The organism is Aeromonas sp. TW 6 (genome assembly GCF_013168745.1).
In the GTDB taxonomy this organism is placed as follows: domain Bacteria; phylum Pseudomonadota; class Gammaproteobacteria; order Enterobacterales; family Aeromonadaceae; genus Aeromonas; species Aeromonas caviae.
In genome coordinates, this window is sequence record NZ_JABERS010000004.1 from 128,834 (window position 1) to 150,265 (window position 21,432).

Annotated in this window: 16 protein-coding genes and 1 pseudogene; 9 read left to right on the forward strand and 8 right to left on the reverse strand. The window is 61.9% G+C overall.

The window, feature by feature from the left end; all coding sequences use genetic code 11:
- Positions 1-88 precede the first annotated feature (88 nt).
- From HKD46_RS03270 to HKD46_RS03280, 3 genes are all read left to right on the forward strand, one after another.
- Complete coding sequence (locus HKD46_RS03270) at positions 89-1,105, forward strand: zinc-binding alcohol dehydrogenase family protein (RefSeq protein ID WP_069784403.1); 1,017 nt, start codon at positions 89-91, stop codon at positions 1,103-1,105.
- A 531-nt stretch (positions 1,106-1,636) separates the two neighbouring features.
- Entirely contained in the window at positions 1,637-2,515 is an 879-nt protein-coding gene (gene prmA, locus HKD46_RS03275; protein ID WP_045525764.1) for a 50S ribosomal protein L11 methyltransferase, read from the forward strand.
- A 427-nt stretch (positions 2,516-2,942) separates the two neighbouring features.
- A complete protein-coding gene (locus HKD46_RS03280) occupies positions 2,943-3,491 on the forward strand; it encodes a sugar O-acetyltransferase (protein WP_171864901.1) in 549 nt (182 codons plus the stop codon).
- Positions 3,492-3,511: 20 nt separating this feature from the next.
- Here HKD46_RS03280 and HKD46_RS21610 read toward each other — a convergent pair whose 3' ends face one another.
- From HKD46_RS21610 to HKD46_RS03295, 4 genes and pseudogenes are all read right to left on the reverse strand, one after another.
- Positions 3,512-3,880, reverse strand: coding sequence for a CZB domain-containing protein (locus HKD46_RS21610; protein WP_233721123.1), 369 nt, complete (start codon positions 3,878-3,880; stop codon positions 3,512-3,514).
- Between the two features lie 24 nt (positions 3,881-3,904).
- Positions 3,905-4,609: pseudogene (locus HKD46_RS21615) on the reverse strand (methyl-accepting chemotaxis protein); the annotation flags it as partial.
- A 520-nt stretch (positions 4,610-5,129) separates the two neighbouring features.
- A complete protein-coding gene (locus HKD46_RS03290) occupies positions 5,130-5,678 on the reverse strand; it encodes an NAD(P)H nitroreductase (protein WP_010675416.1) in 549 nt (182 codons plus the stop codon).
- A gap of 107 nt (positions 5,679-5,785) precedes the next feature.
- Entirely contained in the window at positions 5,786-7,813 is a 2,028-nt protein-coding gene (locus tag HKD46_RS03295; RefSeq protein ID WP_171864902.1) for an NADPH-dependent 2,4-dienoyl-CoA reductase, read from the reverse strand.
- 321 nt (positions 7,814-8,134) lie between these two features.
- Here HKD46_RS03295 and sppA point away from each other — a divergent pair, with 321 nt between their 5' ends.
- On the forward strand, positions 8,135-9,979 hold the full coding sequence (gene sppA / locus HKD46_RS03300) for a signal peptide peptidase SppA (protein WP_103243630.1): 1,845 nt from the start codon (positions 8,135-8,137) through the stop codon (positions 9,977-9,979).
- 62 nt (positions 9,980-10,041) lie between these two features.
- Here sppA and HKD46_RS03305 read toward each other — a convergent pair whose 3' ends face one another.
- Both HKD46_RS03305 and HKD46_RS03310 read right to left on the reverse strand, forming a co-directional pair.
- On the reverse strand, positions 10,042-10,599 hold the full coding sequence (locus HKD46_RS03305) for an NUDIX domain-containing protein (RefSeq protein ID WP_171864903.1): 558 nt from the start codon (positions 10,597-10,599) through the stop codon (positions 10,042-10,044).
- A complete protein-coding gene (locus HKD46_RS03310; protein ID WP_171864904.1) occupies positions 10,596-11,399 on the reverse strand; it encodes a DUF2989 domain-containing protein in 804 nt (267 codons plus the stop codon). The genes HKD46_RS03305 and HKD46_RS03310 overlap by 4 nt, the downstream gene beginning before the upstream one ends.
- A gap of 211 nt (positions 11,400-11,610) precedes the next feature.
- Between HKD46_RS03310 and HKD46_RS03315 the strand changes: the two genes are divergently transcribed.
- Positions 11,611-13,044 carry a glyceraldehyde-3-phosphate dehydrogenase gene (locus HKD46_RS03315; protein WP_043154263.1) on the forward strand — a complete coding sequence of 478 codons (1,434 nt, stop codon included), beginning with the start codon at positions 11,611-11,613 and terminating at the stop codon, positions 13,042-13,044.
- Between the two features lie 83 nt (positions 13,045-13,127).
- A complete protein-coding gene (locus tag HKD46_RS03320; protein ID WP_010675423.1) occupies positions 13,128-13,421 on the forward strand; it encodes a YeaC family protein in 294 nt (97 codons plus the stop codon).
- Between the two features lie 249 nt (positions 13,422-13,670).
- Here the strand turns inward: HKD46_RS03320 and ansA are convergent, their stop codons facing one another.
- Positions 13,671-14,678, reverse strand: coding sequence for an asparaginase (gene ansA, locus HKD46_RS03325; protein ID WP_010675424.1), 1,008 nt, complete (start codon positions 14,676-14,678; stop codon positions 13,671-13,673).
- A gap of 489 nt (positions 14,679-15,167) precedes the next feature.
- On the opposite strand from ansA, the gene gltS reads away from it, so the two are divergent.
- Positions 15,168-16,367 carry a sodium/glutamate symporter gene (gltS, locus tag HKD46_RS03330; protein WP_041212483.1) on the forward strand — a complete coding sequence of 400 codons (1,200 nt, stop codon included), beginning with the start codon at positions 15,168-15,170 and terminating at the stop codon, positions 16,365-16,367.
- Between the two features lie 225 nt (positions 16,368-16,592).
- On the opposite strand, the gene HKD46_RS03335 is transcribed toward gltS, so the two are convergent.
- Positions 16,593-18,464: a methyl-accepting chemotaxis protein gene (locus HKD46_RS03335; protein ID WP_139738049.1), complete on the reverse strand. Its 1,872-nt coding sequence runs from the start codon at positions 18,462-18,464 to the stop codon at positions 16,593-16,595.
- Between the two features lie 252 nt (positions 18,465-18,716).
- On the opposite strand from HKD46_RS03335, the gene prfB reads away from it, so the two are divergent.
- Both prfB and lysS read left to right on the forward strand, forming a co-directional pair.
- A protein-coding gene (gene prfB / locus HKD46_RS03340; RefSeq protein WP_102948437.1) for a peptide chain release factor 2 occupies positions 18,717-19,815 on the forward strand; the annotation gives its coding sequence in 2 pieces (ribosomal slippage) (positions 18,717-18,791 and positions 18,793-19,815; 1,098 coding nt in all).
- A 20-nt stretch (positions 19,816-19,835) separates the two neighbouring features.
- Complete coding sequence (lysS, locus tag HKD46_RS03345) at positions 19,836-21,371, forward strand: lysine--tRNA ligase (protein ID WP_010675428.1); 1,536 nt, start codon at positions 19,836-19,838, stop codon at positions 21,369-21,371.
- Positions 21,372-21,432 lie beyond the last annotated feature (61 nt).

Below are 21,432 nucleotides of genomic sequence, written 5' to 3' on the forward strand. Positions count from 1 at the left end.
TCTTTACCAATTACCCATCTTAATCTTGATAATCATCCAGACTAGAGTGAGTGGCAATCCCGAACACTGCTATTTGAAAGGAAAAGCCATGAAAGCCATCGCCCTGACTCACTATCTGCCAAGCAACCACCCCCACTGCTTCATCGAGAGCGATCTGCCCGATCCGACACCGGGCCCGCGGGATCTGCTGGTACGGGTCAACGCCACCTCCATCAATCCGGTCGACACCAAGGTACGCGCCCCCAAGGACAAGGTCGAAAGCAGCCCCCGCGTGCTGGGCTGGGACGCCGTGGGCGAGGTGATCGCCGTCGGTAGCGACGTCACCCTGTTCAAGGCCGGTGACAGGGTCTGGTATGCCGGCGACATCAGCCGCCCGGGCAGCAACAGCGCCCTGCAACTGGTGGACGAGCGCATTGCCGCCATCGCCCCAGTCACCCTGACCGATCTGGAAGCCGCCGCCCTGCCGCTCACCGCCATCACCGCCTGGGAAACCCTGTTCGAGCGCATGAGCCTCACCCGCGAAAGCACCGGGCGACTGCTGATCATCGGGGGCGCCGGCGGAGTCGGTTCCATCGCCATCCAGCTCGCCCGCCAGCTTACCGGCATGGAGGTGATCGCCACCGCATCGCGCCCCGAAACACGGGAGTGGTGCCTGGACATGGGGGCCCACCAGGTGGTGAGCCATCACCATCTGCAGGCGGAGCTCAAGGCGCTCGGCATCAGCGAGGTGGATGCCATCTTCTGCACCAACGCCACCGAGCAGCACTGGAACACCATGGCCAGCCTCATCCGTCCGTTTGGTCATATCTGCACCATCGCCGAGTCCAGTGAACCCTGGGATCTGGGTCTGCTCAAACCCAAGAGCGTCACCTTCAGCCAGGAGTTCATGTTTACCCGCTCCCTGTTCCAGACCCCGGACATGATAGAGCAGCACAACCTGCTCGGCCGGGTCGCGGCCCTGATCGATGAAGGGGTGCTCAAGACCACCCTCAGCAAGGTGGTGCCCGAACTGACCCCCCTCACCCTGGCCCGGGCTCATGCCGAGCTGGAAGCGGGTCGCATGGTGGGCAAGCTGGTGATCGACATGAGCGGTTTCCATCGCTGAGGCGCCGCCAGAGCGGGTATCGTCGTCCTGACTATTCCCTTGTAGGTAAATAAATGCACCATCATGGGGTGAAATCACCAGTGACAAGCCCCAAGAGTGCACAGCCCCGCAGGTAACCTTTGTCCCTGACGGGGCATCTCCCCCGAAAAAACCATAAAAAAGAGGCCATCCCGTCGGGATGGCCCTAAAAACCTGAACGTTGGGGTAACAATCACACACATATCCTTATGCAGGACATCTGTAACTTTGCAGATAGCGTGCCAATCTCTGCTTTTCCCTCCCAATTAACCGCTTTTCAGCGCACCGGCATAAAAAAAGCCACCCGAAGGTGGCTGAAAAAAGATGACGGAACTTCATAGAGCAAAGCATTCAGCGGGAACAAGTTGCTTCCCGTCACCCATGAAGGAATACATTAACCGTGCCAACTTGGCAGAGTTACCTCCCTTCCCCATGAGGCCATGGTCAAACCACGACAGCACGGGCCCATGATGATAGAATCCCGCGGTTTCACATTTATGAAGAGCCGACGCCATGCCCTGGATACAAATTCGAATCAACGCCACTGCCAAGACCGCAGACAAGGTGAGCAACATGCTGCTGGGGCGTGGGGCCCAGGCGGTGACCTTTATGGATGCCAAGGATGTGCCCGTCTATGAGCCCATGCCCGGTGAAACCCCGCTCTGGGGCGAGACCGAAGTGATGGGGCTGTTCGACGCCGAAACCGATCCGGCTCCCACCATCGCCTTCTTCCAGCAGATCTTCGGTGAAGACGTGGGCTACAAGGTCGAGCAACTGGAAGACAAGGACTGGGTGCGCGAATGGATGGATCACTTCCACCCCATGCAGTTTGGCGAGCGGCTCTGGATCTGCCCGAGCTGGCGCGACGTGCCGAACCCCGATGCGGTCAACGTCATGTTGGATCCGGGTCTGGCCTTCGGTACCGGTACCCACCCCACCACGGCACTCTGCCTGCAGTGGCTGGACGGGCTGGACCTGGCCGGTAAAACCGTGGTGGACTTTGGCTGCGGCTCCGGCATCCTCGGCATCGCCGCCCTGAAACTGGGTGCCGCCCGCGTTATCGGTATCGACATCGACCCGCAGGCGATTCAGGCCAGCCGCGACAACGCCGCGCGCAACGGCGTCGCCGACCAGATTGAACTCTACCTGCCAGCGGATCAGCCGCAAGACGTCGAAGCGGACGTGGTGGTGGCCAACATCCTGGCCGGCCCGCTGCGGGAGCTGGCGCCGCTTATCGCCGGCCACGGCAAAGCGGGCAGCCTGATGGCTCTCTCCGGCGTGCTGGAAAGTCAGGCCCCGGAGCTGGAAACCATCTACGGCCAGTGGTTCGAGATGGACCCGACTGCGGTGAAAGAAGAGTGGTGCCGCCTCTCCGGCCGCAAACTCGGCTGATAAACAACAAGCCACGGCAGTTGCCAACCCATCGGCCGCACACTCGGCTGATAAACAACAAGCCACGGTGGCTGCCAACCCATCGGCCGTAAACTCGGCTGATAAGCAACAAGCCACGGCAGTTGCCAACCCATCGGCCGCACACTCGGCTGATAAGCAACAAGCCACGGTGGCTGCCAACCCATCGGCCGCAAACTCGGCTGATAAACAACAAGCCACGGCAGTTGCCAACCCATCGGCCGCACACCCGGCTGACAAGCAACAGGCCACAGCGGCAACACTTAGGTCGCTGAACGACAAGGGCACCCCAGGGTGCCCTTGTCGTTTCCGGACGCCGTTCTCCTTCTGCCCACTCTGGGGAGAGCCTCACGCTTCTCCGCCTCCCGATGGCTTATCCTCTCTTCCTCCACCCCATCGAGGCCCAGCCATGACCGAATACGAGAAGATGATCGCCAGCCAGCCTTACAACTGCATAGCGCCAGAGCTGGAGCTGTTGCGCCGGGAGACGGCCCGCCTGTACCGCCGCTTCAATCGTAGCGACGAGGAGGATGAACAGCTGGCGCTGCTGCTGCAGATCGTCGGCGAGCTGGCACAGGGTGCCTTCATCTGCCCACCCTTCTACTGCACCTATGGCCGCCACATCCACCTTGGCAAGGGCAGCTACATCAACATGGGGGCCACCCTGCTGGACAATGCCCCCATTCGCATCGGCGCCGAGGTAATGATTGGGCCGAACGTGCAGATCTACACCGCCGCCCATGCGCTGGACGCCGATGAGCGTATTCAGGGGGTTGAGACGGCGCTGCCGGTCACCATCGAAGACAGGGTCTGGATTGGCGGCGGCGCCATTCTGCTGCCCGGCGTCACCATAGGGCGGGAAGCCGTCGTGGGTGCGGGCTCGGTCGTGACCAGAGATGTACCGGCCGGTGCCAGGGTGGCAGGCAACCCGGCACGGCTGCTGCCAGTCAAAGGTTGAGCGGAAGGCCCGAAGCTCGCTCAGGCGCTTTCCAGCAAGCGGTCGATACAGTGCACCACCTGCATGCTGGCGTTTTCCATGGTCTTGAGCTGCTCGACCATCCCTTTGATATCCCCCTGCTCGCGCGCGTGCAGGGCGGCCTTGCCGCTCTCGTGGACCCGCTTGTGGGGCCCGTCCAGTTCACGAAAGCCCGGCTTGTGGGCGAAGAGCTCTGCGCCCTGCCCCTCGAAATACCATTTACCCAGCCTGCACTGAGCGTGGTCGCTCACCGGCTCGTGAAAATGCTGCTGATCGATGAGCCGATAGATGGTGTTCTTCCAGACGGCGTGATCCAGCTTGGTGGTATTGAGGAAGGAGGTGGAGGCCGCACTGTGGATCACCTGCTGCATCCGGCCTGATTGTGCCAGCACCTGGGTCACCACCACATCGATCTGGGAGGAGGAGGTCGCCACCTCGGCGGCACTGGCCTGGTTGTCATCGATGATGGACTTGATCTCCTGCGCCTGGGCCACTATCTGTCTGACCAGCACCTCGATCTGGCTGCTGGCTTCATGAGCCTTGCTCGCCAGCTGACGCACCTCATCGGCGACCACGGCGAATCCTCGACCAGCTTCACCGGCCCTGGCAGCCTCGATGGCCGCATTGAGTGCCAGCAGGTTGGTCTGATCCGAAATGCCCTGGATGGCGGTCACGAACTGGTTGATGGCGGATGTGCTGGCATCGAGCTGATGGACGGCTGCGAGGCTGCGAGCCGCCTCATCCGTGATGGCATGGGCGCGATCGGAGAGACGGGTGATGGCGCCACGGGTCTGGGCAAAGAGCTGATCCAGCTCGCAGAGCGCTCCCTTTTCCGCCATCAGGTGTTCGGCACTGCCGGCCAGCGCTTCCCGCACGCTCTGCAGCATCTCACCTCCCTGATTCTGGCAGGAGATCACCTGATTGAAGAGATCGCCACGCTCCCGGCTGGTGCGCTGCATGTGCTCGTATTCACCGATGGTGGCACGCAATTCGGCCAGCTCGCTCTGGTGCTGCTGCTCTTTGAGAAGCATCGCCTCCCTGAGCTGTTGATTCTCTTTTTCAAGCTTGCGGTTGAACCACATATCGCCTCCGGATGGCATAGGTGCGGGCAGTCGACGTCGAAGGGAAGCCTCTGGCTCTCTTGTCTCTGCCGATGCTGGCGGATCCCGGGCCGGATTTCACCTGCAAATGCAGGGTATTTGACCCTGATCCTGATTCCAATCGAGGCCACATCAATGGCTGTCCAAAAGATCGCCACAAAGAGGCCGGGTGAGGTAGAGAAGAGGCAGAGGAGAAAGAACGCTGACGTGCCAGCCCTACAAAAAATGAAGCCCAATGTCATCAAGACGTTGGGCTCTAAAAAGGTGCTACGGAATTGCGACTCTCATCGCAGAAAATTAGAAGGGGTCACCTTCTAAACTGGCAGTGGGATAATAACGTGGCGCAAACGTTTTACATAGCGTAATAAACCAGGAGTGAGAAGAATCTCTCACAATTCAAAAAATGTCCGGCCAACCCCCTTCTACCCTCTTGGCAAGTGCGCATTTATCAGTACAGCCTGACGGCTTTGTCAGAAAACAAAAAAGCCCTGAATAATCAGGGCTTTTGGCGTTCTGCGCTTCAGAAGCTGCGCACGAAGTCCTGAATGGGCAACTCGCGCAGCTTGCGGGCCTCCAGCATGGGGGTGCCAAGGTAGAGGAAGCCCACCAGTTGATCCTCCGGTGCCAGCCCCAGTGCACCATGGATCTGCTCGTCGAAGATGAACCAGCCGGAGCGCCAGATGCCGTTGAAGCCCTGGGCCTGGGCCGCCATCTGCATCGCCATCAGGGCGCAACCGGCAGAGAGCTCCTGCTCCAGTTTCGGTACCTTGGGGTGCGCCTGATAACGGGTCGCCACCGCGATCACCAGGGGAGCACGCAGTGGCGCGGCGCGGCACTTCTCGACACTGTCCGCATCCTCGCCACGGGCATGGGCGGCATCGGCCAGCAATGTCCCCAGACGCTCACGCCCCTCCCCTTCGAACAGAATGAACTGCCAGGGGGTCAGAGTGCCGTGATCCGGCGCCCGCAGCCCGGCCTTGAGGATATTGTCGAGCACTTCGCCACTCGGGGCAGGCTCGGCCAGACGACCACAGGAGTGGCGATTGAGTAACAGATGGAGGGCATCCATGGGGCAGTTCCTTGTCAAAGGCGATGATGGCGCTACCTTAGCACAGCACCGGATGAAGAAAACCCCTGGGGTTCAGGGGTTTGTCAGGATACGAAAGGGCCGGGAGGCTAGATGACGGCAGCCAGCTCCGCCCCTTGCCGGATGGCGCGTTTGGCATCCAGCTCGGCGGCCACGTCGGCACCGCCGATGATGTGCACCGGCTTGCCCGCGGCCTGCAGACCGGCCTGCAACTCCTTGAGGGGCTCCTGCCCGGCACAGATGATCACCTGATCCACCGGCAGGCACTGCTGCTGGTCGCCCACCTGGATGTGAAGCCCGGCATCGTCGATACGCAGGTACTGGACGCCGGAGAGCATCTGCACCTTGCGATTCTTGAGCACGGTGCGATGGATCCAGCCGGTCGTCTTGCCAAGGCCGTCGCCCACTTTGCTCTCCTTGCGCTGGAGCAACCAGATCTGGCGCTCGGGGGCATCGATTTCGGGGGTAGTCAGGCCGCCGCGCTCACCCAGTTGCTTGTCGATGCCCCACTCCTTGAGCCAGTGATCGCGATGGCTTGCGGCATCCGGCGATCCTCTCTTCTCCACCAGGTATTCGGCCACATCGAAGCCGATACCACCGGCGCCGATCACCGCCACCTTCTCGCCCACCGGCTTGTGATCACGCAAGACATCGAGGTAGCTCAACACCTTGGGGTGCTCGATACCCGGAATGTTGGGAGTGCGCGGGCGGATGCCGGTGGCGAGGATCACCTCGTCAAAACCGCCGCCCAGCAGGCTCTCGGCACTCTGGCGCTGGCCCAGATAGAGCTCGACGCCGCACTTCTCAAGCCGTTTGGCGAAGTAGCGCAGGGTTTCGTGAAACTCCTCCTTGCCCGGGATCTGCTTGGCAAAGTTGAACTGGCCGCCGATTTCGCTCGCCTGATCGAACAGGCTTACCTGATGGCCCCGCTCGGCGGCGTAGCAGGCAAACGCCAGCCCGGCAGGACCCGCCCCCACCACCGCCAGCTTCTTGGGCTGGGGCACCCGGCCAAACGTCAACTCGGTCTCGAAACAGGCGCGGGGGTTGACCAGGCAGGAGGCACGCTTTTGCTTGAACACGTGGTCGAGGCAGGCCTGGTTGCAGGCGATGCAGGTGTTGATCTCGTCCGCCCTGTCTTCAGCCGCCTTGATGACGAACTCGGGGTCCGCCAGGAAGGGGCGCGCCATGGAGACCATGTCCGCCTCCCCCCCCGCCAGGATGCGCTCCGCCACCTCGGGGGTGTTGATGCGGTTGGTGGTGATGAGGGGCACCTTGAGGTGCTTTTTCAGCTCGGCGGTCACCCAGCTGAAGGCACCGCGCGGCACGCTGGTGGCGATGGTGGGAATGCGCGCCTCGTGCCAGCCGATACCGGTGTTGATGAGGGTGACCCCCACCTGCTCCAGTGCCCGGCCAAGTGCGATCACTTCCTCAAGGGAGGAGCCCTGCTCCACCAGATCCAGCATGGAGAGGCGGAAGATGATGATGAAATCCGTGCCCACCCGCTCACGGATGGCGCGGACAATCTCCACCGGGAAGCGCATGCGGTTTTCGCTGCTGCCGCCCCAGCCATCGGTGCGCTTGTTGGTGCGTTCGCAGATGAACTGGTTGATGAGATAGCCTTCCGACCCCATCACTTCGACCCCGTCATAACCGGCCGCCTTGGCCAGCGCCGCAGTGGCGGCGAAGTCGCGGATGGTGCCGCGGATCTGCCGCTCGCTCATGGCCCGCGGCTTGAACGGGGAGATGGGAGCCTTGAGGGCGCTCGGCGCCAGGCTGAACGGATGGTAGGCGTAGCGGCCCGCATGAAGGATCTGCAGCGCTATCTTGCCCCCTTCCTGGTGCACTGCCTCGGTCACCTTGCGGTGTTTGGCTACCTGCCAGGGAAAGCTCAGCTGGGAGCCGTGGGGCACCAGCCGCCCCCGCAAATTGGGGGCGATACCGCCGGTCACGATGAGACCGACCCCGCCACGGGCCCGCTCAGCATAGAAGGCGGCCAGCTTGTCAAAGCCCCCCTTTTCCTCCTCGAGGCCGGTGTGCATGGACCCCATCAGTACGCGGTTGCGCAACTGGGTAAAACCCAGATCGAGGGGGGTCAGCAGCGTGGGATAACGGCTCATGATGCACTCCTTGTCGAGGTCGATGTGCACGGGGTCATGCTCCAGCCTTCCTGGCTGCCTCGGGTGACGGGCAGTAAAAAGAAGGGGTGGGTGGAGGTGGGGCCGGCTCATCGGGCCTTTCAGTTAATTTTTTGTTATCAAACTGGAGCTAGAGTAAAGAATCGAAAACTCTTTTTCAAACAAATGTTTGGACATTTTTTCAGCGAACAGCCGTGTTCCGAAGTGGCGGGGAGGCAGTCGACTCAAGGGGAAATGGCAATTGGCTGCGCAACTGGTTAATAATGGCTGCTCTCAACCCATTAACAGGGCGACAACGCAGCTATGTCTATTTTCAAAGGTCTGGGATGGCTCTTTCGCAGCCTCTGGCGCCTGCTCAACTTTACCCGCTTGATGCTGGTCAACCTGCTGTTTCTTCTCGTCGTGCTGGTCATTGTCTTCAGCGTCAGCCAGAGCGAGACCCCAAGCACTCCCATCGAGGGGGCGCTCACCCTCAATCTCTCCGGTGTGCTGGTAGAACAGCGCACCCAGACCGATCCCACGGTGCAACTGCTCAGGCAAATGGACAAGGGGGACGAGCAGCCAAGCGAAATCGTCCTCTCCGATCTGCTGTGGGCCATCAAGAGCGCGGGGAATGACGATCGCATCAAGGCGCTGGTGATCAAACCCCAGGGTCTGCAAGGGGCCAGCCTCTCCAAACTGCAGGAGGTGACGGCCGCCATCGACGCCTTCAAGGAGAGCGGCAAGCCGGTCATCGCCATGGCGGACTACTACAGCCAGGGGGCCTATCTGCTCGCCGCCCACGCCGACCACGTGCTGCTCAACCAGAGTGGTGCCGTGCTGATCGAGGGGCTGGGTGTCTACCAGACCTATTTCAAGTCGGCGCTGGAGAAGCTCAATATCACCCCGCACGTCTTCAAGGTCGGCACCTACAAGTCCTTCGTCGAGCCCTACACCCGGGACGAGATGTCCCCCGAGAGCAAGGAGGCGAACCAGCGCTGGCTGGATCAGCTATGGCAATCCTATGTGGCCGACGTGGCGGAGCAGCGGGAGATCGAGCCGGATGCCGTCGCACCGAACAAGGATCACTTCCTCGAACTGCTGCGCAAGGCCGGCGGCAATGCGGCCAGTTACGCCCTCGACAACGGTCTGGTGGATCAGCTCGCCACCCGCGACGAAATGACCCAGGCGGTGATCAAGGAAGTGGGCGAGGCCGATGATCACGGCTGGAAGGGCGTGGGCCTGAAAGAGTATCTGGCCGCCATCCCGGAACAGTACCCCCAGAGCGGCAAGGATGAGGTAGGCCTCATCACTGCCAGCGGCGCCATCATGGATGGCGTCCAGCCTGCCGGCACCATCGGCGGCGACAGCCTTGCCGATCTGCTGGCCGAGGCCCGCCGTGACGATCAGGTGAAAGCCGTTGTGCTGCGAGTGGACAGCCCGGGCGGCAGCGCCTTCGCCGCCGAGCAGATCCGCGCCGAATTGCTGGCCCTGAAACAGGCGGGCAAGCCGGTGGTCATCTCCATGGGCAGCTACGCCGCCTCCGGTGGCTACTGGATCTCCGCCGATGCGGACAAGATCTTCGCCTCCCCCACCACCCTCACCGGCTCCATCGGGGTGTTCGGCATGTTCGCCACCATCGACAAGGCGCTCTCCCAGTACGGGGTACACACCGACGGCGTCGGCACCACCGACTTCGTGGGGGTCGGGCTGACCCGTGCCCTGCCGGATCACGTGGGTGAAGCCATTCAACTGAGCGTGGAAGACACCTATCAGCGCTTTGTCGGCCTGGTGGGCAAGGGCCGGGGCCTTAGCCCGGAAGAGGCGGAAAAAGCCGCCGAAGGCCGGGTCTGGACCGGGCAGGATGCCAAGGCACTGGGGCTGGTGGACGAGTTCGGCAATCTGGATGACGCCCTCAAGGCGGCCGCCGATCTCGCCAACCTCAAAAGTTGGCAGGTCACCCCCATCGCACCGGAAGAGTCGGCCAGGGACAAGTTCCTGCGCGAGCTGTTTGACAGCAGCGCCCAGGCGCTGGCCCCGCACCTGCAAAGCTGGCTGCCCGCCGGGCTTGGCAAGGCGCTGCTGGAGATGAACCGCGGTCTGGACCCGCTGACCCGCTTCAACGATCCCCAGGGCACCTACGCCTTCTGCCCGGTCTGTCTCCCCTGACGCCGGGGACAGCCATAAAAAAACCGCCGACAGGCGGTTTTTTTATGGGGCAAGCGGCCTTGTCAGGTCAGCAAGCCGGACGCTTGCCAGCGGTGCAACTCTGCCAGCACCCGGGTCTCTCGCGCCGTCCACTGGGGACAGGGACCCGCCAGCTGGGTCTTGTTGGTCTGCAGGGCCTCGGTCAGGGGGAACCAGCCCGGCGTGAAGCCGAGGCGGATCTCGTAGGGCTGGGGGCGCGGTGCACTCCAGTCCTCCCCGACCCGGCAGAGGTAATAGGACGATCGGATGCAGTAGGCATCGTAATCCGGCTCGCGCGCGGCACGATACTCCCGGGTCTCTCCCAGCAGGGGTCCCACGGCCACCAGCTCGGCGCCACACTCTTCCCGCAGCTCCCGGGCCAGGGCCGCATCGTGCGCCTCCCCGTGCTCGATGCCGCCCCCGGGGAACATGAGATCCCCGTTGACGCTGGAGTGCACCAGCAGCAGTCGATCACCACGCATCACCACGGCCCTCACCGTGGCCCGTTCAAGCACCCTGTCCTCGCCGCGGATCTGGCCGTGCACGAGACGGATATCGAAGGGATGGGCCCATTCCCGGGCTTCTGACAGGGTCGGATTCATGGTGTGCGGTAGCTCCCCTGCCTGAGTGCATCGACGATGGTGGCCGCCTGGTCGTCCAGCGTCTCCTGCTCCTCCTTGCCGATGGCATGGTAAATGCCGAGCCGGGTGGCGGAGACCTCGGGGCTCTCCTGGAATGACTCGCTCACCTTGCCCCACAGATAGGCCTGATCAAATCGCTTCTGCCCCATGTAGAGGGTGCTGAGGGCGGTGAGGATCCGGCTGTTGACCTTGTCCCCCTCCCGATAGAGGGAGAGCGCATGGTGCATCAGCCTGATGGCCTTCTCGGGCTCGCTCTTGGCATAAATGCCGCCGAGCGCCAGTTGCAGCTCGGGCTCCTCGAGGCTCGGCGTCCCCTCCTGCGCGAGGAAGCTGGCGCGGGCATCGGGGCTGGTGTTGTTGGTCCAGTGCCAGAGCAGCAGGTAGGGATCTCGGGAGCCCCGGGTCTGAGCGTCCAGTTGCTCCAGTTGCCGGCCGGCGGCCAGCATCCCTTCCACTCTGGGGCTCTTCTGCTCCCTGGCCCGCTTGTACTCGATATTGGTGGAGTGCTCGGCGCACTGCAGATAACGTTCCAGGCCGCCCATCAGATCGTACTTGCGCCTGTCCGTTCCCTCTTCCTGGAGATAGTAACGACCGCGAATGACGTCGCTGCGCTCATAGCGACACCAGCCGTCGTCCACCAGGTCCGCGCACAGGGCGGGATATTGGGAGCAGATGTTGTGGATCCTGTCGTCGTCGCAGGCCGTCAACGTCAGGCAACAAGCGAGGGAAAGCAGTAACGGACGCTGTGAGAATAGGGTCATGGTTCACATCTGGTTGATAACAATCGCAACCCGCACCGGCCACCGCCAACTAGCAAACAGGCTACATATCCATTACAATGCGCGCGCCGTATAAGGCCGCGATTGCAGAATAATATAACGAAACCATCAGCCCTACACTGATCTGCCTTCGACGAATTTCAATTTGCCCAGGCAACTTGCTTCAACAACGTGAAATAAAAGGATCTGGTTAATGACCCACGAGCACTACTTGCAGGCGTGGCAGGAGAGCCAGGAGCTCGCCGAAGCCATGCAACCCTTGATAGGTCGCCTCTACCGACAGCAAGGGATAGAGATCACCCTCTACGGACGCCCCCTGCAAAACGCCTCCACCATCGATATCCTCAAGGCCCACCGGGTCGTTCGCCGCCACCAGGGCACCCCGCTGCCCATCCAGCAAAGCTTCCCTCTCCTGCGCGCCATCGTCGCCTTGAACCCGACCGCCGCCGAAGTCGATCTCGGCAAACTGGCCGTGGGCTACTGGCAGGATCACCAGGATGAAGCCGGCATCGAGGACTATCTGCGCGCCAAGCTGGCACCGGCCCTGAACCGCAGTGCCGTGCCCGCCCCGACCGACGTGGTGCTCTACGGCTTCGGTCGCATCGGCCGCCTGCTGGCCCGTCTGCTCATCGAGCGCACCGGCGCCGCCAACTCCCTGCGCCTGCGCGCCATCGTGGTGCGCGGCGGTCGCGACGGGGATCTGGAGAAGCGTGCCAGCCTGCTGCGCCGCGATTCGGTGCACGGCCCCTTCAACGGCTCCATCGAGGTGGATGTGGAACGCAGCGCCATCATCGCCAATGGCACCTTCATCCAGGTGATCTACGCCAACAGCCCGGCCGACATCGACTACACCGCCTACGGCATCGACAATGCGCTGATCGTTGACAACACCGGCGTCTGGCGTGACGAGGCGGGCCTGTCCGAGCACCTCAAGGCCCGCGGCGCCGCCCGGGTACTGCTGACCGCCCCCGGCAAGGGGGAGATGAAGAACGTGGTGTTCGGGGTCAACCACGAGGTGATAGGTCCGGATGACAAGATAGTCTCCGCCGCCTCTTGCACCACCAACGCCATCACCCCGGTGCTCAAGGTGATGCAGGACAAGTACGGCATCCGCCACGGCCACGTGGAGACGGTCCACTCCTACACCAACGATCAGAACCTCATCGACAACTATCACAAGGGCGAGCGCCGCGGTCGCAGCGCAGCCCTCAACATGGTGATGACCAGCACCGGCGCCGCCAAGGCGGTGGCCAAGGCGCTGCCGGAGCTCAAGGGCAAGTTGACCGGCAACGCCATCCGGGTGCCCACACCCAACGTGTCCCTGGCCATCATCAACCTGTCGCTGGAACAGACCACCGATCGGGAGAGCCTCAACGCCTATCTGCAGCAGATGGCACTGAGCTCGGCCCTGCATCGCCAGATCGACTTCAGTGCCAGCACCGAGCTGGTCTCCTCCGACATGGTGGGCTCCCGTTTTGCGGGCATTGTCGACTCCCAGGCCACCATCGCCGAGGGGGATCACTGCGTGCTCTACGTGTGGTATGACAACGAGTTCGGGTACAGTTGTCAGGTAGTACGGGTGATGGAGCAGATGGCTGGCGTAGTCCGCCAGGATCTACCGGTATAGTCCGCCAGGATCTACCGGTATAGTCCGACAGGATCTGCCCGCCTGAACCCGTGTTCATGGCTCAATTTTCAAGGAGAGGCCGGATGTCGTCTCAGCAAGTGACGTTTCAACAAGCGATAGCGCAGATGCCCAAAGAGGTGTACGAGCGGCTCAAGACTGCGGTCGAGCTCGGCAAATGGCCGGATGGCAAGCCCCTGACCGAGGAGCAGAAGGCCACTTCCCTGCAGGCCGTGATGGCCTGGCAGGCGATGCACCTTGAGAACCCCGAGCACATGAACATCGGCCGTGACGGCGAGATCGTGATGAAGAGCAAGAGCGAGCTCAAGCGCCAGTATCGCGATGAGGAAGAGATAGTGCGGGTCGACCTTAGCCACTGAGGCAGGCCGCACGTCACCTATCGCGGTAACGAAACGAAAGAGGGGAGCCATAATGGCTCCCCTCTTTTTTCCTCTCTATGCAGGATGACTCATCCCCCTCATCCCCGGCCCTTCTCCCACCAAGGGAGAAGGGAGCTGGCACGCACCTGCGAGCAGTCAGCGGGCCACCTGCCGGCGATCTTCATGGTAAACCTCGCCATCTCGATCTATCCCCTCTCCCGCTGGGAGAGGGTTAGGGTGAGAGGGAAGTCAGGGGGTCAGCTCCCCGCGCAGAGACTGCTGCATCAGCTCGCGGATGCGCGGCGCCGGCAGATCCTGGCTCAGCAGGAAGTGCAGCTTGGTGAGCGCCGCCTCGGCGGTCATGTCAAAGCCCGAGATGACTCCCGCACGGGAGAGGGCGTTGCCGGTGGCATAGCCCCCCATGTTGACCTTGCCGTGCAGGCACTGGCTCAGGTTGACGATGATGACGCCCCGGGCAGATGCCTCGGAGAGCAGCGCCAGCATGGCCGGGTTCTGGGGCGCATTGCCCACCCCGAAGGAGAGCAGGATCAGCGCACGCACCGGCTGTTGCAGGATGTTCGCTATCACCTCCGCCGATATCCCCGGGTAGAGGGTCACCACCCCGATGGGCTGGGGGGTGATGTCGTGCAGCACCAGGGGGCGATCGCACGGCACTCCCAGCTCACCTGCCTCCAGGGAGATGGCGATACCGGCATTGAGCAGGGGCGGGTAGTTGGGCGAGTCGAAGGCGTGGAAGCCGTCGGCATGCACCTTCTTGCTGCGGTTGCCGCGATAGAGCTGGTTGTTGAAGAAGAGCGTCACCTCGTGGATCGGGTAGTTGGCCGCGATATAGAGGGCGTTGAGCAGGTTCTGCTGACCGTCCGAGCGCAGTTCGGCTAGGGGGATCTGGGAGCCGGTGATGATGACCGGCTTGTGCAGATCTTCGAGCATGAAGGAGAGCGCAGACGCGGTGAACGACATGGTGTCGGTGCCGTGCAGAATGACGAAACCGTCGTACTTGTCGTAGTTGCCCTTGATATCCTCGGCGATGCGCTGCCAGTCTGCCGGCGTCATGTCGGAAGAGTCGATGAGGGGGGCATATTCGTGGATATGGTAATCGGGCATTTCCGGTCGATGGAACTCGGGCATCCGTGCCAGACAGTCCTCCATGAAGCCCGCCATCGGTACATAACCGTGGTCGGAACGCTGCATCCCTATGGTGCCGCCTGTGTAGGCAATGTAGATGGACTTCTTCACACCCTCTCCTCTCTCTGGACTGGAAACCGGCAAATCAAACAGGGCTCAACCGATACAGCCCCCGTCCTTCAGATGGTGCGGGCGGGCTCAATATCGGTCATCAGCAGACCTCTTGAGGGTCTGTGTCCTCCCGTGGGGGCGGAACCGGGCGAATTATAAAGAGTGCCGCTGCAAATGACAGCCGCAGCAGCATTGTTGCGATCCGGAGCACACTCGGCGAGGTAGTTTTAAATGCCATGTTAACACCACGTTTTAATCATTAATGTGACATATGTGGATGTACTTGGTGTTTTTTGCTAGTATCCGGCGGATTTTTCACAAATCTCATCTGGACGCCCGACGAACACGGGCTCGTGTCGACCCCCTCTTTTGCAGAGGGACGGGGCTGCGGCCCCTCTGTCACTGGCGCGTTCGCCACTCTGTTTCATCCCGGCTGGATCCGTGAGTCTTTCTCGCCAAAGACACAGCCGATCAACATGGGAGCACTGAATGCTACAACTTGATGCCTACGCCACCCTGGTCGCCGCGACCCTGGTGCTGCTGCTTGGCCGCCTGCTGGTCAACAAGATAGGACCCCTGCGCACTTTCAACATCCCCAAACCCGTGGCCGGTGGCCTGGTGGTTGCCCTGGTGCTGCTGGTGCTGCGCTCCACCCTGCAGATCGAACTGCAATTTGATACCAGCCTGCAGACGGCCCTGATGCTGACCTTCTTTGCCTCCATCGGCCTCTCCGCCGATCTGGGCAGCCTCAAGCGCGGCGGCAAGGCGGTGGCCACCTTCCTGCTGGTGGTCACCGGCCTGCTGCTGGTGCAGAACAGCCTGGGGGTGGGTCTGGCCACCCTGCTGGGGCTGGATCCCCACATGGGGCTGCTGGCCGGCTCCATCACCCTCTCCGGCGGCCACGGCACCGGGGCGGCCTGGGGCTCCATCTTCACCGAGAAGTACGGCGTGCAATCCGCCGCCGAGCTGGCGATTGCCTGTGCCACCTTCGGCCTGGTGCTGGGAGGCCTCATCGGCGGCCCGGTGGCCCGTTATCTGGTGAAGAAGGTGCAGGTGCCCGGTGAGGAGCACAACCGTGACGGCGCCCCCCAGGGCTTCGAAATGCCGGACATGGAGCGCCCGCTCACCACCTTCAGCCTGATCGAGACCCTGGCACTCATCGCCATCAGCCTGAAAGGGGGCGAAATGCTGGCCCTCTATCTCAAGGGCGGCGTCTTCGAGTTGCCGATCTTCGTCTGCGTGCTGTTTGTCGGCGTGCTGCTGCGCAACCTGCTCACCCTGCTCAACTGGCACGAAGTGAGCGACCGCGAGGTCTCCCTGCTCGGCAACGTCAGTCTGTCGCTCTTCCTCGCCATGGCGCTGATGAGCCTCAGGTTGTGGGAGCTGGCAAGCCTGGCCCTGCCCATCTTCATCCTGCTGGCCGTTCAGACGGTGGCCATGGCGCTCTACGCCATCTTCGTCACCTTCCGGGTCATGGGGCGCAACTATGATGCAGCCGTGCTGGCGGCGGGTCACTGCGGCTTCGGCCTCGGCGCCACCCCCACGGCCATTGCCAACATGCAGGCCATTACCCAGCGCTTCGGCCCCTCCCACCTGGCTTTCCTGGTGGTGCCCATGGTCGGAGCCTTCTTCATCGACATCATCAACGCCGTGGTGATCAAGCTGTTCCTGGCCCTGCCCTTCCTGTGATCCCGGGCGCAGGCCCCGTATGACAGAGCCCACCTTGCGGTGGGCTCTTTGCTTGCTGGCCCCTGGACGCTGCCCCGACCCTCACCAAGGGGCCGACTGCAGGCAACAAAAAGCCCCGCACCAAGGTGCGGGGCTTTTTACTGACGCCACGGTAGAACTGCGGCCTGACCTTCCTTACAGAATGAAGGCCAACACCAGCTGGTTCAAATTGCGGCCTGACCTTCCTTACAAAATAAAGGTCGACACCTGCTGGTTCAGGTTGGTGGCACGCCCCTTGAGGTTGTGCGCCTGATCCAGGTCGCGCATGGCGGAAGCGGTGATCTCGTCGCTCACATCCTTGATGGCGGTGGTGTTCTGGGTGATTTCACCGGTCACCTGGGTCTGCTCCTCGGCGGCGGTGGCGATCTGGCCCGCCATGTCGGAGATGAGGCTGACGGCCTGGGTGATCTCCTCCAGGGCCGCAGCGGCAGCGTCGGCATCCTTCACGCTGTTGTCCGCCAGCCCCTGGCTGGTCTGCATCAGGCTCACCGCGCGGGCCGTGGTCTGTTGCAGGGTTTCGATGGTGGACTGGATCTCCTGAGTGGAATCCTGGGTACGGCGCGACAGCACCCGCACCTCGTCCGCCACCACGGCGAAACCGCGACCCTGTTCGCCGGCACGGGCCGCTTCGATGGCCGCATTCAGCGCCAGCAGGTTGGTCTGCTCGGCGATGCCCTGGATGGTGGAGAGGATGCCGGAGATGGCCTGAGCGTGACGGCTCAGCTCACCGATGACGCCGGTCGCCTGCCCCACTTCCTCGGCCAGGTTGTTGATGGACTGACGAGTCTGGTTCACCAGGATCTTGCCCTGTTCACTGCTCTGGGCGGATTGCTGGGCGGCGGCAGCGGTGTTCTCGGCGTTACCCGCGATCTCCATGGTGGCACTCGCCATCTCGGTGACGGCGGTGGCGACCATGGTCACCTCCTGTTGCTGGCGCTGCAGCTCTTCCACCGCGGCCTGGTTGGTCACCAGACTGCGTTCGGCATCGGCGTTCAGCTCGTTGGCAAGCTGACGGATGTTGGCGATGAGCTGATGCTGGCTGCCCACGAAGCGGTTGAAGCTGCCGGCGAGCTGTCCCACTTCGTCATTGGCGTCGATCTTGATGCGCTGGGTCAGATCACCGTTACCGTCGGCGATGCGGGCCAGGGCCTGGGACACCTTGGTGAGGGGGCCGAGCAGCAGGCTGACCAGCCAGGAGATGGCGAGAATGCTGCCCACCAGCACCAGCAGGGCCAGGCCGAGCTGGGTCATCAGCAGGGAGGAGAGCGGCGCCTCCAGGGTGCTCTTGTCCAGTACCAGCACCAGCTCCCAGTCGGTGTCCGGAATGTCCGTCGCCCACAGCAGCTTGTCACGCCCCTCGCTGTCGAAGAAAGCAGGCACCAGGCTGTTGCTCGCCTTGCTCTGATCGATCAGGGCATTGGTCAGATCGTTGTCGATCTCGCTGGCCGGCTTCATCGCCTTGGCCGCATCCTTGTAGGCGATGACGGTGCCATCCTTGTGCATCAGGATGGCGAAGCCGTCCGCCGGCAGCTTCATCTTGGTGATGTCATCCACCAGGGAGGCAATGGAGAGATCCCCCCCCACCACGCCGCCCTGGGCCGGCTGGGCCAGGGTCACCACCAGAATGTTGTAGGCCACGTCGAGGTAGGGTTTGGTGACGATCATGCCGCCCTTGGCCATGGCTTCCTGATACCAGCCACGGGAGCGGGGATCGTAACCGTCGCGGTTGATGGAGGGGTCGGAGTCGTTCATCTTGCCGCTGCCCTCACCAAAATAGGTGAGCTGGAAACGGCCGGACACCTGGGCCTGTTGCAGGGCGTTGAGGGGCTCGGCACCGGCCTTGTTGCCAAGGGCCTGGATGACGTCACGACGGGCGGCAAGCCAGTCGCTGACGCTGGCGGCCTGCTGGCTGCCAAGGCGCTGCACCTGTTCCTGACTGCCTTGCAGCAGCATGGACTTCTGGCTGGTGTAGCTCTGCCAGGAGAGCAGCAGGATCACCAGTGACAAGGCGATGACCACAGACAACAGTATCTTCTGCTTGAGTGATAGGTTTTTCATCGTGTTTTCTTCTTGTGGGGGTCGGGAACAGGATCAATCGGGAGTGCGTGGCACTGTGTGTTGTTAGCGGCCAATCCGCGCAAAACTGAAGCGGAGAATGGCGTGAGTGACGATATTTTACGCGGAAATTTTAAAAATGCTGCGGAAAATTGGAGCAGGAAAAAGAGCGAGGCCAGCCAACCCTGTTTATTCCTTCTGCAATTGGCTAGAATATCCCGTTTTTAAATCACATCGACCCCGAGAGTTTTCACGATGTTTGAAGTCAATCCTGTATTAAACAAGCTTAAGGAGCTGTCTGAGAGGACCGAGCTGCTTAGGGGGTACCTTTGACTATGACGCCAAGAAAGAGCGTCTAGAAGAGGTCAATGCCGAGCTGGAACAGCCGGATGTCTGGAACGAACCCGAGCGCGCACAGGCGCTGGGCAAGGAGCGAGTCTCCCTGGAGAACGTCGTCAGCACCATCGATACCCTGACCCAGGGCGTCGATGACGTCGAGATGCTGGTCAGCCTGGCCGTCGAAGGCGAAGACGAAGAGACCTTCAACGAAGCCGTTGTCGAAGCGGACGAGCTGGAGGCCAAGCTGGTGGATCTCGAGTTCCGTCGCATGTTCTCCGGTCAGCACGACGGTTCCGACTGCTACATAGACATCCAGTCCGGTTCCGGCGGCACCGAGGCCCAGGACTGGGCCAACATGGTGCTGCGCATGTACCTGCGCTGGGGTGATGCCCACGGCTACAAGCCCGAGCTCATCGAATGCTCCGAAGGCGACGTGGCCGGCATCAAGTCCGCCACCATCAAGTTCACCGGCGAGTATGCCTTCGGCTGGCTGCGCACCGAGACCGGCGTGCACCGCCTGGTACGCAAGTCGCCGTTCGATTCCGGCGGCCGTCGCCACACCTCGTTCTGCTCCGTGTTCGTCTACCCCGAGATCGATGATGACATCGAGATCGAGATCAACCCGGCTGATCTTCGCATCGACGTCTACCGCGCCTCCGGTGCGGGTGGTCAGCACGTCAACCGGACCGAGTCCGCGGTGCGTATCACCCACGTGCCGACCGGCGTGGTGGTGCAGTGCCAGAACGACCGTTCCCAGCACAAGAACAAAGATCAGTGTATGAAGCAGTTGAAGGCCAAGCTCTACGAGCTGGAAATTCAAAAGCAGAACGCTGAGAAGCAAGCCCTCGAAGAGACCAAGTCCGACATCGGCTGGGGCAGCCAGATCCGCTCCTACGTACTGGATGATTCCCGTATCAAGGATCTGCGCACCGGCGTCGAAACCCGCAATACCCAATCAGTACTCGACGGCGACTTGGACAAGTTTATCGAAGCCAGCCTGAAATCAGGCCTGTAAACAGAGCAGCAGGAATCACCATGTCTGAACAAACCACCACCCCGGAAGTCGACCAGACTCTCGAACTGAACAACGAGATGCTTGAGCGTCGCTCCAAGCTGGCCGCCTTGCGCGCCCAGGGCAACCCCTTCCCAAACGATTTCCGTCGTGACAGCCTCTCCGGCGATCTGCACGCCGAATTCGGCGACAAGAGCAATGACGAACTGGTCGCCCTGGGTAAACAGGTGAAGATTGCCGGTCGCATCATGACCCGCCGGATCATGGGCAAGGCGTCTTTCGCGACCCTGCAGGACATGGCTGGCAAGATCCAGATCTACGTGACCCGTGACGACCTGCCGGAAGGCTTCTACAACGAGCAGTTCAAAAAGTGGGATCTGGGTGACATCGTCGGTGTCGAGGGCACCCTGTTCCGCACCAACGCCGGTGAGCTCTCCGTACACGTCTCCACCATCCGCCTGCTGACCAAGGCCCTGCGCCCGCTGCCCGAGAAGCACAAGGGGCTGACCGACCAGGAAGCCCGCTGCCGCCAGCGTTACCTGGACCTGATCGCCAACGAAGAGTCCCGCAAGACCTTCGTGACCCGCACCAAGGTGGTGGCCGGCATTCGCAAGTTCCTGAATGACAAGCGCTTCATGGAAGTGGAAACCCCCATGATGCAAGTCATCCCGGGTGGCGCCTCCGCACGTCCCTTCATCACCCACCACAATGCGCTGGACATCGACATGTACCTGCGTATCGCTCCGGAACTCTATCTGAAGCGTCTGGTGGTCGGTGGTTTCGAGCGTGTCTACGAAATCAACCGCAACTTCCGCAACGAAGGCATCTCCGTTCGCCATAACCCCGAGTTCACCATGCTCGAGTTCTATATGGCCTACGCCGATTACATCGATCTGATGGATCTCACCGAAGAGATGCTGCGCACCCTGGCACAGGACATCCTGGGCGACACCAGGATCCGTTACGCCAAAGAGGGCGAAGAGGGCCTGACCATCGATTTCGGTCAGCCGTTCCAGCGCCTCTCCATGGTCGACTCCATCCTGAAGTACAACCCGGGTGTGACCCGTGACGATCTGGCCACTCTTGAGAAGGCCACCGCCGTCGCCAAGGGTCTGAAGATCGAGCTGATGAAGAGCTGGGAGCTGGGCCACGTGATCACCGCGATCTTCGAAGAGACCGTGGAACACATGCTGCTGCAACCGACCTTCATCACCGAATACCCGGCCGCCGTCTCCCCGCTGGCCCGTCGCAACGACCAGAACCCGGACGTCACCGACCGCTTCGAGTTCTTCATCGGCGGCCGCGAGCTGGCCAACGGCTTCTCCGAGCTGAACGATGCGGAAGATCAGGCCGAGCGCTTCCAGGCCCAGGTTGACCAGAAAGCCGCAGGGGACGACGAAGCCATGTTCTACGACGCCGACTTCGTCACCGCGCTGGAACACGGTCTGCCGCCGACCGCCGGTCAGGGTATCGGTATCGACCGTCTGGTGATGCTGTTCACCAACAGCCACACCATCCGCGACGTCATCCTGTTCCCGGCCTTGCGTCCACAAAAGTAAGCGCCGCAGAAACAGGGCCGCAGCAAAACGCTGCCGTCCATGGCAATCAAAACGCCCCGCA

Coding starts and splice junctions, on each gene's coding strand:
- HKD46_RS03280 (WP_171864901.1), top strand. CDS start 2,943: ATGACCGAATACGAGAAGATGATCGCCAGCCAGCCTTACAACTGCATA.
- HKD46_RS03315 (WP_043154263.1), top strand. CDS start 11,611: ATGACCCACGAGCACTACTTGCAGGCGTGGCAGGAGAGCCAGGAGCTC.
- HKD46_RS03290 (WP_010675416.1), bottom strand. CDS start 5,678: ATGGATGCCCTCCATCTGTTACTCAATCGCCACTCCTGTGGTCGTCTG.
- sppA (WP_103243630.1), top strand. CDS start 8,135: ATGTCTATTTTCAAAGGTCTGGGATGGCTCTTTCGCAGCCTCTGGCGC.
- lysS (WP_010675428.1), top strand. CDS start 19,836: ATGTCTGAACAAACCACCACCCCGGAAGTCGACCAGACTCTCGAACTG.
- HKD46_RS03320 (WP_010675423.1), top strand. CDS start 13,128: ATGTCGTCTCAGCAAGTGACGTTTCAACAAGCGATAGCGCAGATGCCC.
- HKD46_RS03310 (WP_171864904.1), bottom strand. CDS start 11,399: ATGACCCTATTCTCACAGCGTCCGTTACTGCTTTCCCTCGCTTGTTGC.
- HKD46_RS03335 (WP_139738049.1), bottom strand. CDS start 18,464: ATGAAAAACCTATCACTCAAGCAGAAGATACTGTTGTCTGTGGTCATC.
- HKD46_RS03305 (WP_171864903.1), bottom strand. CDS start 10,599: ATGAATCCGACCCTGTCAGAAGCCCGGGAATGGGCCCATCCCTTCGAT.
- prmA (WP_045525764.1), top strand. CDS start 1,637: ATGCCCTGGATACAAATTCGAATCAACGCCACTGCCAAGACCGCAGAC.
- HKD46_RS03270 (WP_069784403.1), top strand. CDS start 89: ATGAAAGCCATCGCCCTGACTCACTATCTGCCAAGCAACCACCCCCAC.
- HKD46_RS03295 (WP_171864902.1), bottom strand. CDS start 7,813: ATGAGCCGTTATCCCACGCTGCTGACCCCCCTCGATCTGGGTTTTACC.
- HKD46_RS21610 (WP_233721123.1), bottom strand. CDS start 3,880: ATGCAGCAGGTGATCCACAGTGCGGCCTCCACCTCCTTCCTCAATACC.
- gltS (WP_041212483.1), top strand. CDS start 15,168: ATGCTACAACTTGATGCCTACGCCACCCTGGTCGCCGCGACCCTGGTG.